General features: G+C 63.9%; 19 protein-coding genes. 13 read left to right on the top strand and 6 right to left on the bottom strand.

Annotated features, from left to right (window positions below; all coding sequences use genetic code 11):
• Nucleotides 1-82 precede the first annotated feature (82 nt).
• Nucleotides 83-901 carry an ammonia-dependent NAD(+) synthetase gene (nadE, locus tag ACSU1G_RS18350; protein ID WP_439281416.1) on the top strand — a complete coding sequence of 273 codons (819 nt, stop codon included), beginning with the start codon at nucleotides 83-85 and terminating at the stop codon, nucleotides 899-901.
• Between the two features lie 152 nt (nucleotides 902-1053).
• Nucleotides 1054-4527, top strand: coding sequence for a TM0106 family RecB-like putative nuclease (locus tag ACSU1G_RS18345; protein ID WP_439281415.1), 3474 nt, complete (start codon nucleotides 1054-1056; stop codon nucleotides 4525-4527).
• A gap of 30 nt (nucleotides 4528-4557) precedes the next feature.
• Here ACSU1G_RS18345 and upp read toward each other — a convergent pair whose 3' ends face one another.
• Together upp and ACSU1G_RS18335 are read right to left on the bottom strand one after the other, a co-directional pair.
• Entirely contained in the window at nucleotides 4558-5190 is a 633-nt protein-coding gene (upp, locus tag ACSU1G_RS18340) for a uracil phosphoribosyltransferase (RefSeq protein ID WP_439281414.1), read from the bottom strand.
• Between the two features lie 60 nt (nucleotides 5191-5250).
• The gene (locus tag ACSU1G_RS18335) at nucleotides 5251-5385 is read right to left on the bottom strand and encodes a hypothetical protein (protein WP_439281413.1); all 135 of its coding nucleotides are present in this window, start codon (nucleotides 5383-5385) and stop codon (nucleotides 5251-5253) included.
• Between the two features lie 105 nt (nucleotides 5386-5490).
• Between ACSU1G_RS18335 and tadA the strand changes: the two genes are divergently transcribed.
• Nucleotides 5491-5946 (top strand): tRNA adenosine(34) deaminase TadA, encoded by a 456-nt coding sequence (gene tadA, locus ACSU1G_RS18330; RefSeq protein ID WP_439281412.1) that lies wholly within the window; start codon nucleotides 5491-5493, stop codon nucleotides 5944-5946.
• Nucleotides 5947-6046: 100 nt separating this feature from the next.
• On the opposite strand, the gene ACSU1G_RS18325 is transcribed toward tadA, so the two are convergent.
• Complete coding sequence (locus ACSU1G_RS18325; protein WP_439281411.1) at nucleotides 6047-7018, bottom strand: cation diffusion facilitator family transporter; 972 nt, start codon at nucleotides 7016-7018, stop codon at nucleotides 6047-6049.
• A gap of 99 nt (nucleotides 7019-7117) precedes the next feature.
• On the opposite strand from ACSU1G_RS18325, the gene proC reads away from it, so the two are divergent.
• Nucleotides 7118-7957 carry a pyrroline-5-carboxylate reductase gene (gene proC, locus ACSU1G_RS18320; protein ID WP_439281410.1) on the top strand — a complete coding sequence of 280 codons (840 nt, stop codon included), beginning with the start codon at nucleotides 7118-7120 and terminating at the stop codon, nucleotides 7955-7957.
• A 9-nt stretch (nucleotides 7958-7966) separates the two neighbouring features.
• On the opposite strand, the gene ACSU1G_RS18315 is transcribed toward proC, so the two are convergent.
• Together ACSU1G_RS18315 and ACSU1G_RS18310 are read right to left on the bottom strand one after the other, a co-directional pair.
• A complete protein-coding gene (locus ACSU1G_RS18315; RefSeq protein WP_439281409.1) occupies nucleotides 7967-8638 on the bottom strand; it encodes a potassium channel family protein in 672 nt (223 codons plus the stop codon).
• Entirely contained in the window at nucleotides 8631-9992 is a 1362-nt protein-coding gene (locus ACSU1G_RS18310) for a TrkH family potassium uptake protein (RefSeq protein ID WP_439281640.1), read from the bottom strand. The genes ACSU1G_RS18315 and ACSU1G_RS18310 overlap by 8 nt, the downstream gene beginning before the upstream one ends.
• A 165-nt stretch (nucleotides 9993-10157) precedes the next feature.
• Here ACSU1G_RS18310 and ACSU1G_RS18305 point away from each other — a divergent pair, with 165 nt between their 5' ends.
• The 9 genes from ACSU1G_RS18305 (at nucleotide 10158) to ACSU1G_RS18265 (ending at nucleotide 14631) form a co-directional block, all read left to right on the top strand.
• Complete coding sequence (locus tag ACSU1G_RS18305; protein WP_439281408.1) at nucleotides 10158-10574, top strand: ArsR/SmtB family transcription factor; 417 nt, start codon at nucleotides 10158-10160, stop codon at nucleotides 10572-10574.
• A 117-nt stretch (nucleotides 10575-10691) separates the two neighbouring features.
• On the top strand, nucleotides 10692-10883 hold the full coding sequence (locus tag ACSU1G_RS18300; RefSeq protein WP_439281407.1) for a helix-turn-helix domain-containing protein: 192 nt from the start codon (nucleotides 10692-10694) through the stop codon (nucleotides 10881-10883).
• 137 nt (nucleotides 10884-11020) lie between these two features.
• Complete coding sequence (locus tag ACSU1G_RS18295; RefSeq protein ID WP_003792170.1) at nucleotides 11021-11119, top strand: 30S ribosomal protein bS22; 99 nt, start codon at nucleotides 11021-11023, stop codon at nucleotides 11117-11119.
• 126 nt (nucleotides 11120-11245) lie between these two features.
• The gene (locus tag ACSU1G_RS18290) at nucleotides 11246-11548 is read left to right on the top strand and encodes a rhodanese-like domain-containing protein (protein WP_439281406.1); all 303 of its coding nucleotides are present in this window, start codon (nucleotides 11246-11248) and stop codon (nucleotides 11546-11548) included.
• Nucleotides 11545-11802 carry a glutaredoxin family protein gene (locus ACSU1G_RS18285; RefSeq protein WP_439281405.1) on the top strand — a complete coding sequence of 86 codons (258 nt, stop codon included), beginning with the start codon at nucleotides 11545-11547 and terminating at the stop codon, nucleotides 11800-11802. The genes ACSU1G_RS18290 and ACSU1G_RS18285 overlap by 4 nt, the downstream gene beginning before the upstream one ends.
• Nucleotides 11799-12101 carry a Dabb family protein gene (locus ACSU1G_RS18280; RefSeq protein ID WP_439281404.1) on the top strand — a complete coding sequence of 101 codons (303 nt, stop codon included), beginning with the start codon at nucleotides 11799-11801 and terminating at the stop codon, nucleotides 12099-12101. Before ACSU1G_RS18285 ends, ACSU1G_RS18280 begins: the two co-directional genes overlap by 4 nt.
• A gap of 136 nt (nucleotides 12102-12237) precedes the next feature.
• On the top strand, nucleotides 12238-13062 hold the full coding sequence (locus ACSU1G_RS18275) for a transporter substrate-binding domain-containing protein (protein ID WP_439281403.1): 825 nt from the start codon (nucleotides 12238-12240) through the stop codon (nucleotides 13060-13062).
• 31 nt (nucleotides 13063-13093) lie between these two features.
• On the top strand, nucleotides 13094-13879 hold the full coding sequence (locus tag ACSU1G_RS18270) for an amino acid ABC transporter permease (protein ID WP_439281402.1): 786 nt from the start codon (nucleotides 13094-13096) through the stop codon (nucleotides 13877-13879).
• Nucleotides 13876-14631 carry an amino acid ABC transporter ATP-binding protein gene (locus ACSU1G_RS18265; protein WP_439281401.1) on the top strand — a complete coding sequence of 252 codons (756 nt, stop codon included), beginning with the start codon at nucleotides 13876-13878 and terminating at the stop codon, nucleotides 14629-14631. Before ACSU1G_RS18270 ends, ACSU1G_RS18265 begins: the two co-directional genes overlap by 4 nt.
• 99 nt (nucleotides 14632-14730) lie before the next feature.
• Here the strand turns inward: ACSU1G_RS18265 and ACSU1G_RS18260 are convergent, their stop codons facing one another.
• The gene (locus ACSU1G_RS18260) at nucleotides 14731-14913 is read right to left on the bottom strand and encodes a YegP family protein (RefSeq protein ID WP_439281400.1); all 183 of its coding nucleotides are present in this window, start codon (nucleotides 14911-14913) and stop codon (nucleotides 14731-14733) included.
• Between the last annotated feature and the right edge of the window lie 14 nt (nucleotides 14914-14927).

Raw genomic sequence — 14927 nt, 5'->3', positions numbered from 1 at the left:
TCTCACCAAGTCAAGCGCATTAAAGGGATGCATATTCCGGTTCTGTCACAGCGGCGTAACACTCAGGGGAGATACTGGGAGCATGACGCTTCAGCAGGAGATCGCTCAGTCCCTCGGCGTGCAGGCCGACATCGACCCGGCCGCCGAGATCGAGCGCCGCGTGCAGTTCCTCGTCGACTACCTTGTGAAGACCGGTGCGAAAGGCTTCGTCCTCGGCATCTCTGGTGGGCAGGATTCCACTCTCGCGGGACGGCTCGCGCAGCTTGCCGTCGAGCGCGTGCGTGCGGGCGGCGGCGTTGCCGACTTCACCGCGGTGCGGTTGCCGTACAAGATCCAGCATGACGCGGATGACGCGAACGCTGCCCTGGAATTCATCGGGCCGGATCGCTCCGTCGAAGTCAATATTCAGGGCGGCGTGGACGGTGTTGAGAAGGACATCGAGCAGGCGGCCGGCGCCGACATCTCAGACTTCAACCGCGGCAACATCAAGGCACGCATCCGGATGGTGACGCAGTATGCGCTCGCTGGACATGATGGACATCTCGTTATTGGCACCGACCACGCGGCCGAGGCCATCACCGGTTTCTACACGAAGTTCGGTGATGGGGCCGCCGACATCCTGCCCCTTGCTGGTCTCACCAAGCGCCAGGGCAAGAGTTTGCTACGTGAGCTCAACGCTCCGGACCGGCTGTGGATGAAGGTGCCGACGGCCGACCTCCTTGATGGGCAGCCTGGTCGCGCCGACGAGGATGAGCTCGGGCTCACCTACGAGCAGATCGACGACTACCTTGAGGGCAAGCCGGTGGATGCTGACGTCGTTGCCAGGCTTGAGGGTAAGTACCTCGCCACCCGGCACAAGCGACACCTGCCGGTCGGCCCTGCAGATGACTGGTGGCGCTGAGGCGCTCCTGCCCCGCCCGCTCGGGAGGACTTCACCCTTACGGGAGGAGCTTTTCGTCCATCGGCTCCGCCTGAGCGTGCGTTCTCCTCCCGAACGGGTGGGCATTTCGTGCGGGTGTGAGGACTGTCCGAGGCCCCGGCTAATCTCGAAGCATGCAGATTGATAGCCATGCCCAACGCGTCATCTTCAGCGCCACTGACCTGAAGGCGGCCGCTGAATGCGAGTTCGCCTGGGCGCGGGCAATTGACGCAAAGCTGGGGCGGGTGCCTGCTGTGGAACAGCCGGTGGATGCCACACTCGCTCGTGCGGCAAAGCTCGGTGATGCGCATGAACTGAAGGTGCTCGAGGCCTACCGCGAACGCTTCGGTACGGATGCTGTGTACGAGGTGTCGAAGGTGTCATCGGCCGACCCGGCTGCTCTCGCCGCGGTCGTCGCCGAGACCGGGGAGGCTCTCCGCTCCGATGCCAAAGTGCTGTTCCAGGGTGCGTTCTCCACCGACGAATTCGTCGGATTCGCGGATTTCCTGCTGCGCGAAGACGACGGTCGCTGGCGCGTGCAAGACTCCAAGCTGGCCCGCACGGCGCGCGTTACGGCGCTCATGCAGCTGGCAGCATATGTCGATCAATTGGATGGTCTCGGCATCCCGCGATCCGACAGGGTCGACCTCATCCTCGGCGACGGAACGATCAGCACGCATGCGGTCGATGATCTGCTGCCGCTGTTTCATGTTCGAAGGACTCGACTGCGTGCCGTGATCGCGGATCGGGACGTACCAGCGGGGGCAGCGGGTGCGCCGCTTGCCTGGGGCGATGGCAGGGGAGACCTTGACATCACGGCGTGCGGACGATGCGCGACGTGCACCGAGCAGGTGGATGCTGCGCGTGATCTGCTGATGGTCGCTCGCATGCGTCCGACGCAGCGGGCGCGACTGCGTGCGGCCGGTGTCGAGACGATCGATGACCTCGCCGCAGCGACGGATGCTCCTGACGGAATGAACGTCGACTCATTCGAGTCGCTACGTGCTCAAGCACGCCTGCAGCTGCGCGCCGACGTCGATGATGCTCCGACATTCGACGTCTACTACCCGCAGGCCATCCATAATCTGCCACGACCGAGCCGGGGTGACATCTTCTTCGACTTCGAAGGTGACCCGCTGTATACCGAACCCGCGCCTGACGGCAACGCGCAGTGGGGCATCGACTATCTGTTCGGCTGGGTCGACAACGAAGATCAGTACACGCCGCTGTGGGCGCACTCTTTTGTCGATGAAAGGCATGCACTCGAGCAGTTCCTCGACTTCGTGAATGTTCGAAGGGCCGCGCACCCGGACATGCACATCTACCACTACGCGCCGTATGAGACATCTCATCTTGTCGCGATGGCGGCGCGCTACGGCATCCGTGAAGGCGAGGTCGACAAGCTGCTGCGCGAGGGCGTGTTCGTCGACCTGTACCCGCTCGTGCTGCGGACGGTGCGCGTCGGGTCCCGCTCGTATTCGATCAAGAAACTTGAGCCGCTCTACATGGGCGAGGACGTGCGCACGAGCGACGTGCAAAAGGGTGACGACTCGATCGTGCAGTACGTCGCCGCGCGCCAGTTGTTGGCTGCGGGGGAGACTTCCGACGCCGAGGCAGTGCTCGCCGACCTCGTTGATTACAACCGCTACGACTGTGTCTCGACCCGGCGCCTGCGTAACTGGCTGATCGAGATTGCCAAGGACAAGGGCGTCAACCCCGCGCCGCCTGACGAGCCAGACGAGCTGGTCTATGAGCCATCGCACCGTTCGGTCGCGCTGCTCGCGGATGCCGAGCGTGACGTGGAGGCGGGCGGCGACGGCGAAGTACACCGCGTCGCTGCGGCGGCGATCGACTACTACCCGCGTGAGGCGAAGAGCTTCTGGGTGTCGCATTTTCAGCGACTGCGTGAGCCGGTGTCGATGTGGGATCAGACCCGTGACGTCGTGCGGGTGGATGTCACCGCGTCCGTGCTGCGACGCGATTGGAGCGTCGCAGAGGGCCGCCGCGTCATGTCTCGCGACATCGAGATCCGCGGTGAGATTTCGCCGGGTACGACGCTCGGTGAGGGGTCGAACCCCTTCTCGTTGTATCCGTTCCCGGCTCCCTTCGATGTGGAGGCGCCATCGCGCGCAGTCCACGTGCCGCGCACGATCACCGTGACTGAGGTACTCGACGACGGCTACGTGATCACCGAAACTGCGGTGAGCGGGCAGACCTGGGACGAGTTCCCGGTCGCGTTGACCCCGGCAGCACCGCCGCGTGTCGTCTCGCTGCAGGGCGCGATCGATGAATGGGCAGACACTGTGCACGAGGCGGCACCGGCATTCCCCTCGGATGCGGCGACCGACATCTTGCGCCGCATCCCTCCGCGCACGGTCTCCGGTGCGGGGCTTCCAGCGGCCGGCGACGACACGATCGATGCGATCGTGCGGGGCATCCTCGATCTTGACCACAGCTATCTCGCAGTGCAGGGGCCTCCGGGAACGGGAAAGACCTATACGGGCTCACGTGTGATCGCGCGGCTCGTGAACGAGCACGGCTTCCGGATCGGGGTCGTGGCGCAGTCTCACGCGATCATCGAGACGTTGCTGGAGCGTGTCGTCGCCGACGGTGTGCCACCGGGACAGGTGGCGAAGGCGCCGAAGGAAAAGGGGAGTGAACCGAGCTATACGATGATCCCGAAGAGCGGCATGGCGTCGTTCCTCTCCGAGCGCCAAGGTCAGGGCGTCGTCGTCGGCGGCACCGCCTGGGACTTCAGTAACACCGGGCGTGTCGAGCGACACGGCCTCGATCTGCTCGTGATCGATGAGGCCGGCCAGTTCTCGCTCGCATCCACAATCGCCGTCGCAGCGGGGGCGAAGCGGCTGCTGCTGCTCGGTGACCCGCAACAGCTGCCGCAGGTCAGCCAGGGCGCGCACCCAGAGCCGGTCAACACCTCGGCGCTCGGTTGGGTGATGGACGGCGATGCGGTCGTCAGCCCGGAGTACGGATATTTCCTTGATCACAGTTGGCGGATGCATCCGGCAGTCGCGGGGCCGGTCTCGCGGCTGTCCTACGCCGGGCAGTTGGCGTCAGCGCCCGGCACGGAACGACGCGCGATCGATGGGGTGGAGGCAGGGCTGCATGTCGTTTCCGTGCGACACCGTGGCAACGCGACGCAGTCCGCCGAGGAGGCCGCCGAGGTCGTGCGGATTGTGCGTGAGCTGCTGGGCCGCGAGTTCACTGACATGGACTCAGAGGTGGCACCCCGGCCACTGGTCGAGGCAGACTTCATTGTGGTCGCGCCGTACAACGCGCAGAAACAGCTCGTGATCGATGCGCTCGCGGCGGCGGGTCTTGCCGGGGTTCCCGTGGGTACGGTCGACAATTTCCAGGGCAAGGAAGCCGCGGTGTCCATCACGACGCTTGCTGCGTCGAGCGGGCGGGATGCGCCACGCGGTCCGGAGTTCCTGCTGCTGCAGAACCGGCTGAATGTGGCGATCTCACGCGCTCAGGTCGCGGCGTACCTGATCCACTCGCCGGCGCTACTCGATGACCTGCCGTACACGCCAGAGGGAGTGGCGCGACTCAGCGCCTTCGCGCACCTTGTGGGGGCAGACCTCGACTGAGCACCGCAGCGCGAAGCGCCATGAATGGGGTCAGACCGTGCCGTAGAGACGGTCGCCGGCGTCGCCAAGGCCGGGAACGATGTAGCGGTTCTCGTCGAGGCCCTCGTCGAGGGCGCCGAGCACGATGGTGACATCGCGGTCACCAACCAGCTTCTCAATGGCAGCAAGGCCCTCCGGGGTGCCGAGCAGGCAGATCGCGGTAACGTCCTTCGCTCCGCGGTCGAACAGGAACTGGATAGCCACGGCCAGCGAGCCGCCAGTGGCAAGCATCGGGTCGATGGCGAAGCACTGGCGGTCGCTGAGGTCTTTCGGAAGACGCTCGGCGTACGTCGTCGGCTCGAAGGTCTCTTCATCGCGCACCATGCCGAGGAAGCCGACCTCGGCGGTGGGGAGAAGCTTCACGAGCCCCTCCAACATTCCGAGACCCGCACGCAGGATCGGAACGACGATCGGGCGCGGCTCGGAGATCTTCGCACCCATCGTCTTAGTGACCGGAGTGGTGATCTCGACGGGAGTGACCTTAACGTTGCGGGTCGCTTCGTAGGCGAGCAACGTCACGAGCTCTTCGGTCAGCTGCCGGAAGACAGGAGACGGGGTGCGCACATCGCGCAGCACCGTGAGCTTGTGGGTGATGAGAGGGTGGTCGGCGACGTGAACACGCATAAACCTAAGGTTAGTGCGCTGAGGCCTGCTAAACGGTGTGGATTTCCCAGCGAACAGGTCTCAGGCGCGTGTCGCGAGCCGCGCGGCGCGGCGTTCTCGCCACTGTGCGTTGATCTTCTTCGAGTTCAAGGTGATGCAGAGAGCGGTGATGAGAGGTCCGGCAGAGATGAGGAGGACGTGAGCGAAAGTTTCCATGCCTTGAATCTACGGAGCCACAGAATCGCGCGCATCCGGCGCAGGGCGGATCATTTGCAGCGCCGTGGACCGCAGTATCCCCCACAAGGCGGATACGCTCGAACCATGCGCAAGGCGGATGAAGACGGGATGCGGCGAGCTCTCGCGCTCGCCGCAGAAGCCGCAGTCGCGGGAGAAGTCCCCGTCGGTGCCGTCGTGCTTGACAGCACCGGCCGCATCATCGCCGAAGGGCGCAACATCCGCGAAGAGACCCACGACCCGACCGCGCACGCGGAGGTCGTCGCGCTACGGCAGGCCGCGGCATCCATCGGATCATGGAATCTTGAGGGTCACACCCTCGTCGTCACACTTGAGCCGTGTGTGATGTGCGCGGGCGCGATCCTGCAGTCCCGAATCGGACGCGTGGTCTTCGGCGCCTGGGACGAGAAGGCGGGTGCGGCGGGGTCGATGTACGACGTGCTGCGCGACCGTCGCCTGCCGTATCGCGCCGAGGTCGTCGGGGGAGTCGACGAGGTTGCCTCGACCGCACTGTTGCGCGACTTCTTCGAGCAACGCCGCTGAGGTTGAGCGCACCGGCAGGTGTCGCGGGTTGCCGCTCCCGGGCGGGAGTGGCGACCATCTGCGACCCCTCCTGCCGTCCGGCGGGGCTCGACAGTGCGGGTCAGTCGGCCGACTTCAGCACGAACGCGTCCGTCGGGGGCTCCGGGTCGATCGCCGGCCGGTACACGTCCGGTTCGATGTAGATCGCGCGGGCGACGGGAACGGCATCCCGAATCTGTTTCTCGATGTGGTTGATGTCGTCCGCTGCCTCGCGCACCGTCTTGTCTGAGGTCAGCGCGATTTTGGCGGCGACCAGCAACTCATCTGGGCCGAGATACAGCGTCTTCAGGTGGATGATCTTCTCCACGTCGGGGCATCCGATGATCGCATCCATGATGAGGTCGAGATCGGACTGGTTCGCGCCTTCGCCCACCAGCAGGCTCTTGGTTTCGATACCGAGAATCACCGCGATCAGCACGAGCAGCACGCCGATGGCAAGCGTGCCGAGTGCGTCAAACACGCTGTTGCCAGTGATGACGGTGAGCCCGACACCGAGCAGCGCGAAGGTCAGGCCGATGAGAGCACCGATATCTTCTAGCAGCACCACGGGCAGCTCAGGTGCCTTCGAGTGTCGAATGAACGACACCCAGGACTGCCCGCGCTCGCGCACCAGGTTGCTCTCCTTGACCGCGGTGCGCAGCGAGAACGACTCCAGCCCGATTGCGACGACGAGTACGACGAGCGGCAGCCACCACCACACCGGATCAAGTGCGTGCGGGTGAGTGAGCTTGTCGATGCCCTCGTAGATCGCGAACAGTCCACCGACCGAGAACAGGATGATCGACACCACGAACGCGTACACGTAGCGCTCGCGGCCGTATCCGAACGGATGCTCGCGGTCAGCCGCGCGCTTGGCCTTGCGACCGCCGAGCATGAGCAGCAGCTGGTTGCCGGCGTCGGCGACCGAGTGGATCGCCTCGGCGAGCATCGAGGCAGACCCTGAAAGAGCCCACGCGACGAACTTCGCAATCGCAATGCCCAGATTCGCCAGAAACGCCGCGACGATCGCCTTGCCACCACCGGATGCACTCATGCCGCGATTCTAGTTCCGCACAGTTGGAAGCGCAGGAGCGACCTCGGCGCTGTCGAATGCCAGCAACAGCACAACGAATGCCGAGAATAGGATGGCCGCATGGCTGAATCGCTTCCCTCTCTCGCGTTCCTCGGTGCCGGCTCGATGGGGGGCGCGATCCTGCACGGCGTCGTCGCCTCGGGGCTCGATGTCGACGGCGGCATCATCGCGACCAATCGCACGGCGGCGAAAGCCGCGAGTCTGGCAGGCCTTGCGGGTGTGACGGCGATTGCGCTGGACGAGCAGCCGAGCGGAAATACGGATGCCGCGGCCGCCGCCCGCATCATTCTCGTCGGCGTGAAACCGGCGATGGTCCCCGATCTGCTGCGCGAGATTGCACCCGTGCTGCGTGACGACGCGATCGTCGTGAGCCTTGCCGCTGGCGTCACCCTGGCGACATTCTCTGCGCATCTCGGCGCTGATGTCAGCGTCATCCGCTCGATGCCGAACACTCCTGCCACCGTGGGCAAGGCCGTTACCGGGTTGGCTGCCGGGGCGGCGGCATCGGCTGAGGATCTCGCGGTCGTCCGCCGCCTGTTTGAACTGGTTGGCGCCGTGGTCGAGGTGCCAGAAGACAAGATCGATGCGCTTTCGACCATCTCCGGCTCAGGTCCTGCCTACGTGTTCCTGCTCATTGAGGAGCTCACGAAGGCGGCGATCGGCAAGGGGTTCAGCGAGGCGGATGCACGTCTGATGGCTGAGCAGACCTTCATTGGCGCGACCGCTCTGCTCGCGGCATCCGGAGAGAACCCCGCCGAGCTACGTCGCCGGGTGACGAGCCCGAAGGGCACCACCGAACGCGCTGTTGCGGTGTTGCAGGACGCGCATCTCGATCGGCTGTTCGCCGAAGCGACGGATGCGGCGCTGGCGCGCGCGAAGGAGATGGCCGCAGGAAACTGACCCCGGGGCTTACCGGTCGAGGCCGGCGAAGCGTTCGATATCGCTGTTGGTGCCCGAGACGATGATCAGGTCGTGGTTCGTGACGACGGTGTCGGCTTCGGCGTAGCTGAATGGCTTGCCGGGGCTCTTCACCCCGACGACCGTGACCTTGTACTTCGAGCGCACACCCGACTCGTTCAGACCGACGCCGCGAATGAACTTCGGCGGGTACATCTTCGCCAGCACGAAGTCGTCGTCGAAGCGAATGAAGTCCAGCATCCGTCCGCTGACGAGGTGGGCGACGCGCTCGCCGGCCTCGCGCTCGGGATAAATGACGTGATTCGCGCCGACGCGGGCAAGGATCTTGCCGTGCGACTGCGAGACGGCCTTCGCCCAGATCTGCGGGACTTTCAGATCAACGAGATTCGCTGTGATCAGGACGGATGCCTCGATGAGCGAACCGACCGCAACGACGGCGACCTGGAAGTCCTGCGCGCCGATCTGCTTGAGCGCATCGAGGTTGCGGGCGTCGCCCTGCACCGTGTGAGTGACCCGATCCGACCACTTCTGGACGAGCTCAAGGCTCTCGTCCATCGCCAGCACTTCGCGGTCGAGACGGTCGAGCTCGCCCGCGCATGCGGCACCGAATCGACCGAGTCCGATCACGAGTACGGGGGCATCTCCCCGGAGCGCTTCAACCAACGATGGGCCTTTCCACGGGCAGCGAGTAGAGCTGCGAGCGCGATGTCGCGGCGACTGCCGCGGCGAGAGTCACTGTACCAATGCGCCCCATGAAGATGGTGGCGGCCATAACGTAGGTCGCAGAATCAGGCAGCTCCGCGGTTAGGCCCGTCGAGAGCCCGACCGTGCCGAACGCCGAGATCACGTCGAAGAGCACCTCCGCGATCGGGGCCTTCGTAATCTGAGCGATGACGATCGTCGAGAGCGCGACGATCGTGGCACCCCACGCGACGACGCTGAGGGCGACCCGCTGCACATCGCTGGGGATACGGCGACCGAACGCCTGCACTGACTGACGTCCGCGCGCCTCAGACCACACGGCGATCGCAAGCACAGCCAGCGTCGTCACCTTGATACCGCCTGCAGTGGACGCAGACCCGCCGCCCACGAACATCAACATGGAGCCTGCGACAAGCGAGGAGCCGTTCAGATCGCCGATCTCGACGACGCTGAAACCGCCAGAGCGCGTCATCGCGGACAAGAAGAATGCCTGGAACGTCGTGTCAGCGGCATCCATCGAACCGAATGTGAGCGCGTTGTCGTACTCGAGAATGAGGAACACCGCGGCACCCGCGACAAAGAGGATCGCCGTCGTGATGAGAGTGAGCTTGGAATGCAGAGACCAGCGCTTCACATGCCAGTGATGCTTGGCGAGCGTGTAGATCACCGGGAAGCCGATGCTGCCGAGGAACACGCTGATCATGAGCACGGTGAGAACGAAGTAGTCATCGGCGAACTCGGTGACGCCACCCGCGTTCGGTGTGAAGCCGGTGTTTGTGAATGACATCGCCGCGTAGTAGGGGGCTTCCCAGAGGGCGGCGAGCGGGGGGATGCCGGCCATCAGAAGTCCCGGGTACAGCAGTAGCGCGACCACGCCCTCGATGACCAACAGCGACAGCGCAACAGTCTTCAGCAGTTGGCCGACCTCGCCGAGCCGTACGGTCTGGCCCTCGTTGACGACGCCGCCGTGCGCACGCAACGGGTTGGTGTCGCCGGCCGCGAGAAGCTTGGCTCGTAGCCCGAGCCTCTTCGAGATCACCATTCCCAGCAGCGACGCCAGCGTCAACACGCCCATGCCGCCGATGTTCACGCCAAGGAAGACGAGCACATGTCCGAATGGGGACCAGTGCGCTGCCATGTCGACCGTCGCGAGGCCAGTGACACAGATCGTCGACACAGCAGTGAACAGCGCATCGCTGATCGGCGTCACCGTTCCCGATGCTGAGGCGATCGGCAGGGAGAAGAGCGCGGTGAACACCAGAATCAGTCCGGCGAAGATGACGATCGCGAAGCGCGACGGAGACGATGTGACCATGCGTCGGACGAAGTGCCACAGATCGTGGACGCGCGTGCGAGGGGAGAACGACGAGCCGATGCTTGACACTCGTCCCTCCCTGCGCTTCGTCTGAGATGCCTGTCGAGGATCGTTCGACAAGCCTTCGACATGGTACTCCGGCCGTGGGGAGACTACCCTGATCTCATGACCGACATCTTCGACGTGATCGCAGACGGCACGAGGCGTGACATTCTCCAGCTCCTCCTGCGCCGGTCATCTGAGGAGGACGCAGGCACCAGCGTCTCGCACATCGTCAGTGAGCTCGGAATCAGCCAGCCGACGGTGTCGAAACACCTCAAGGTGCTGCGCGAAGCCGAACTGGTGAGCGTGCGCGAAGACGGCCAGCGCCGTTTCTACAGCATCGATGTGGGGCCGCTCGAGACCATCGACGATTGGCTCGTGCCCTTCTTAGTCGACGCCTTCGGCGACGCCGCGCCCGACATCGATTTTTCTCTCGTCCCGCTTCCCGACGGTGCAGCGCACGCTGCCGAGGTCTTCGGCCGTGCTGCAGCATCGGCGAAGCATGTGGTCACCACAGCGCTCAAGCGGCTCGGGACGTGAGCCGCACGCGCACCTGATTACGGGGGCGCCCCATTCACACAGGCCACAATTACCCCGTGGGTTTACACGCGTCCCACCTTCCCTCTAGAGTGTGCTTCAGAGAAAGGGGTAATGGGGATGCCCGAAGTTCCAGATGTCCGATTCCTGACGGTCGCAGAGGTCGCAGCAATCATGCGTGTGTCGAAGATGACCGTCTATCGGCTGGTGCACTCCGGTGAACTGCCCGCGATCCGCTTCGGTCGCAGTTACCGCGTGCCCGAGTCGGCAGTTGCCGATGCCCTTCAACGGCCGATCTCTGAGGTCGGCTGACCGTCTCGGCTCACGAGTCGTGGTCGTGCACTTTGCACCGGCCGTGGTTTGATAGAATGATCCGAGGCATTTTCCGTGCCCGTACCCGGGTGTCCGACATACTGCGACGCCCAGCCACTTGACTTAGTGAGGTTTCCGTGGGTTCTGTCATCAAGAAGCGCCGCAAGCGCATGGCGAAGAAGAAGCATCGCAAGCTGCTTCGTAAGACTCGCCACCAGCGCCGCAACAAGAAGTAAGCGCGGCAAAAGCCACAAAGCGCCCCCGGCCTGCTCACAGAGCTTGTCGAATGGGGCGCTTCGTGTCTGTATTGCCGTTTAGAATTAGCTGCCGTTTCATCGCAGAGACACGACCGTGAGGACGTCATGAAGTCGATCAATATCGCAGACCTCGCCGCGCGCGAGAGCACTCCGCTTATCGACGTGCGTGAGAGGGACGAGTTTGCGGCGGGGCATGTCCCCGGGGCGGTGAACATCCCGATGTCTGAGCTGGGAAATCGACTCGAAGAGCTTCCGTCAGAGGCTTTCGACGTCATCTGTCAGGCCGGCGGCCGTTCCGCACGCATCGTGGATGCGCTGGAATCGCGCGGTTATGACGCGACCAACGTAGAAGGCGGCACCGGCGAGTGGATCGCAGCCGGTCACCCGGTCGAGATTCCCTCCGCGTGACCACGATCACGGTCATCGGCAAGCCGGGGTGCCATCTGTGCCCCACGGCGCTGGCGATCGTGGAGACCGTGGTCGCCGATCTTCCTGATGAGATCGGTGACAGCATCGAGATCATCGAGCGGTCGATCGAAGACGACCCCGCCCTGTACGAGCTGTGGTGGGAGAAGATTCCTGTCGTACTCATCGACGAGGAACTGCATGCGCACTGGCGGGTCTCGCCCGACCGGCTGCGTCAGAGACTGGAGCAGAAATGACGATTCGCCACGTGGTCACCTGGAAGCTCAAGAGCGAAGATGCCGCGGAGCGCGGCGCGCAGGCTGCGGAAGTCGCCCGCCGACTAAACGCGCTGGCCGGGGTTGTACCCCAGCTGCTCTCCATCTCGGCGGGCGCCAATTCGGTGTATCCGGAAGCGAACTGGGATGTCACGCTCGTCGCTGATTTCGACTCGGTTGAGGCGCTCGAACAGTACGCGGTGCACCCCGCGCATGAGGAGGCCGCGGTATATATCAAGTCCGTCGTCGCCTCACGGGTCGCCGTCGACTTCGAGGTCTGAGGCTGCGCCGATCGGCGCGCGCTCAGGAGCGAAACGCAAACGTAACCCTCCGAACGGGTGCACTGGCGTCGCCACGTGTCAGGATGAACTCCATACCCGTCCGTGGGCGTAGCCGCCCCGTTACCTTGGAGCGGTCATGCCTCGTCGCCGTAATCTCATCTTCGGTCTTGCGCTCGTCGCGACCGCCACGCTTGCTCTCGCCGGCTGTGCCGGTGGAGGCGACACGCCCGCAGGCGATGGTGCCACACCCACAACGGGGGGCGATGACTACGGTCTCGTCGAAGCGGGCGTGCTCACCATGTGCTCTGACATCCCCTACGCGCCCTTCGAGTTCGAGGGTGAAGACGGTGAATACACCGGCTTCGATGTCGACCTGCTCAGCGCGATCGCAGGCAAGCTTGACCTGACTCTCGCTGTGCAGGACGTCAGTTTCGAAGCGCTGACCTCTGGCACTGTCCTGCTCGTCGGCGACTGTGACCTCGGCGGCTCTGCGATGACCATCACTGATGAGCGCAAGGCGAATCTCGACTTCTCCGACCCGTACTACGATTCGCTGCAGTCGCTGCTGGTGCGTGCCGATTCCAGCATCGAGTCGATCGACGACCTCGCGGGAAAGACCGTCGGTGTGCAGCAGGGCACGACGGGCGAGACCTACACGACAGAGAACGCGCCCGAGGACACCGAGATCATCCGCTATCCCTCGGACGGCGAGTTGTGGCCCGCGATCCAGGCCGGTCAGATTGACGCGATCCTGCAGGATCAGCCCGTCAACATCGAGCACGAGCGTGCCGACGAGACCTACATGATCGTGGAAGAGTACGACACTGATGAGTCCTACGGTTTCGCATTCGCGAAGGGCGAAAAGGACGCGCTCGTCGAGGCGGTCAACGCGGCTCTGCAGGAGCTGCGCGATGACGGGACCTACCAAGAGATTTACGACACGTACTTCGCGGCCAACTGATCCGCGCTGACACGCATCGACGACGATGGCGATGAAACGCAGGACCAAGCAACGGGCGTACCGCTTGGTGATGTACGCGATCTTCATCGCTATCGTCGCCTGGGCGGTTCTGGGCACCGATTGGGCGAGGTTCAGTAAACAGTTCCTCGACCCGGCTGTCGCGATCAAGCTGTTCCCCGAGATCATCACGGTCGCGCTGGTAAACACGCTGTGGTTCACCCTGGTCGGATTCGTGGGCGGGGCAGTTCTCGGCATCCTGTTCGCCATGATGAAGCTGTCCAGCATCCTGCCCTACCGCTGGTTCGCGACCGCGTGGATCGAGCTGTTCCGGGGGCTGCCCGCTCTGCTGACGATCTTCGCCGTCGCGTTCATGCTGCCGATCGGCCTCGGGATCAAGATTCCCGGCGGGCCAGCGGCATCCGGTCTTGTCGGTTTGATCCTGGTGTCGTCGGCATACATGGCTGAGGTGATTCGCGCCGGCATCCAGGCCGTGCCGAAGGGGCAGATCGAGGCATCTCGGTCGCTCGGTATGTCGCCGCTGAAGACGATGCTTTGGGTGATCCTTCCGCAGGGTTTCCGTATCATCATCCCGCCGCTGACGAACGAATTCGTGCTGCTGCTGAAAGACACCTCACTAGTGTTCATCGCCGGCAGCACACTGATGACGCGCGAACTCACCACTTTTGCGCGTGACCTCGCGAATCAGAACGCGAACGGCACACCGCTGGTGATGGCGGCGATGCTGTACCTCGTGGTGACGATTCCGCTCACCCGATTGGCGGCATGGCTGGAACGAAAGATGGCGAAGCAGCGATGAGTACCGACATGATCGACATCAACGCTCCGGCCATCGAGGTCCGCGGGTTGCGCAAGAGCTTCGGCGACAACGAGGTACTCAAGGGGATCGATCTCACGGTTCGGTCCGGCGAGGTGGTCTGCGTGATCGGGCCGTCTGGCTCAGGAAAGTCGACTCTGTTGCGCTCGGTGAACCTGTTGGAGGAACCCACTGAGGGCAAGATTCTCATCGAGGGCATCGACGTCATCGATCCTGATATCGACATCGACCGCGTGCGCACCCGCATCGGGATGGTGTTCCAGAGCTTCAATCTGTTTCCCCACCTGAGCGTGCTGGGCAACCTCACACTCGCGCAGCGCCGGGTGCTCAAGCGTTCCAAGGCGGATGCCGAGAAGATCGCGCACGAGATGCTCGATCGCGTCGGTCTCGCTGAGAAGGCCGATGAGTACCCTGGGCACCTCTCCGGTGGTCAGCAGCAGCGCGTGGCGATCGCACGGGCGCTGTGCATGAACCCCGACATGATGCTGTTCGACGAGCCGACCTCGGCGCTTGATCCTGAGCTGGTCGGCGAGGTGCTGCAGGTGATGCGCTCGCTGGCGGATGAGGGCATGACGATGCTCGTCGTCACACACGAGATGGGCTTTGCCCGTGAAGTGGGTTCACGCCTGATCTTCATGGATGGCGGAGCGATCGTGGAAGAGGGCGATCCGCGCGAGGTGCTCGCGAATCCGCAGCATCCCCGCACCCAAGACTTCCTAGCCCGGGTCCTATAACCCCCTCCACATCCCGCGAGACTTCGCGTGTGTCATCGAAAACGCTTGTTTTGGTGACATAAGCGAAGTCTCGCGAGAGGTGGGGCGTGGGTACCGGTGTCAGTCTTCTACTTCGACGACTTCGGCATCGGCGGCGTTGCGACGGACGGAATCGATCCCGTTCAGTGCGCCTGACTTGGATGCGTATGCCTGGCCGGTCGCGATGACCTCGCCATTGCCAGCCTTGAGCCGGAACCGGTATTCGCCGGCCTTGTCGGTGTACAGCTCGAACTTTCCTGCCATGGGATGTCCCTTCT

The organism is Microbacterium sp. A93 (assembly GCF_051842835.1).
This window is presented reverse-complemented; position numbering and strand designations above follow the sequence as displayed.

Excerpts from the sequence above, each read along its gene's own strand:
- nadE (WP_439281416.1), top strand. The coding sequence starts at position 83 with ATGACGCTTCAGCAGGAGATCGCTCAGTCCCTCGGCGTGCAGGCCGAC.
- ACSU1G_RS18345 (WP_439281415.1), top strand. The coding sequence starts at position 1,054 with ATGCAGATTGATAGCCATGCCCAACGCGTCATCTTCAGCGCCACTGAC.
- upp (WP_439281414.1), bottom strand. The coding sequence starts at position 5,190 with ATGCGTGTTCACGTCGCCGACCACCCTCTCATCACCCACAAGCTCACG.
- ACSU1G_RS18335 (WP_439281413.1), bottom strand. The coding sequence starts at position 5,385 with ATGGAAACTTTCGCTCACGTCCTCCTCATCTCTGCCGGACCTCTCATC.
- tadA (WP_439281412.1), top strand. The coding sequence starts at position 5,491 with ATGCGCAAGGCGGATGAAGACGGGATGCGGCGAGCTCTCGCGCTCGCC.
- ACSU1G_RS18325 (WP_439281411.1), bottom strand. The coding sequence starts at position 7,018 with ATGAGTGCATCCGGTGGTGGCAAGGCGATCGTCGCGGCGTTTCTGGCG.
- proC (WP_439281410.1), top strand. The coding sequence starts at position 7,118 with ATGGCTGAATCGCTTCCCTCTCTCGCGTTCCTCGGTGCCGGCTCGATG.
- ACSU1G_RS18310 (WP_439281640.1), bottom strand. The coding sequence starts at position 9,992 with ATGGTCACATCGTCTCCGTCGCGCTTCGCGATCGTCATCTTCGCCGGA.
- ACSU1G_RS18305 (WP_439281408.1), top strand. The coding sequence starts at position 10,158 with ATGACCGACATCTTCGACGTGATCGCAGACGGCACGAGGCGTGACATT.
- ACSU1G_RS18300 (WP_439281407.1), top strand. The coding sequence starts at position 10,692 with ATGCCCGAAGTTCCAGATGTCCGATTCCTGACGGTCGCAGAGGTCGCA.
- ACSU1G_RS18290 (WP_439281406.1), top strand. The coding sequence starts at position 11,246 with ATGAAGTCGATCAATATCGCAGACCTCGCCGCGCGCGAGAGCACTCCG.
- ACSU1G_RS18280 (WP_439281404.1), top strand. The coding sequence starts at position 11,799 with ATGACGATTCGCCACGTGGTCACCTGGAAGCTCAAGAGCGAAGATGCC.
- ACSU1G_RS18275 (WP_439281403.1), top strand. The coding sequence starts at position 12,238 with ATGCCTCGTCGCCGTAATCTCATCTTCGGTCTTGCGCTCGTCGCGACC.
- ACSU1G_RS18270 (WP_439281402.1), top strand. The coding sequence starts at position 13,094 with ATGAAACGCAGGACCAAGCAACGGGCGTACCGCTTGGTGATGTACGCG.
- ACSU1G_RS18265 (WP_439281401.1), top strand. The coding sequence starts at position 13,876 with ATGAGTACCGACATGATCGACATCAACGCTCCGGCCATCGAGGTCCGC.
- ACSU1G_RS18260 (WP_439281400.1), bottom strand. The coding sequence starts at position 14,913 with ATGGCAGGAAAGTTCGAGCTGTACACCGACAAGGCCGGCGAATACCGG.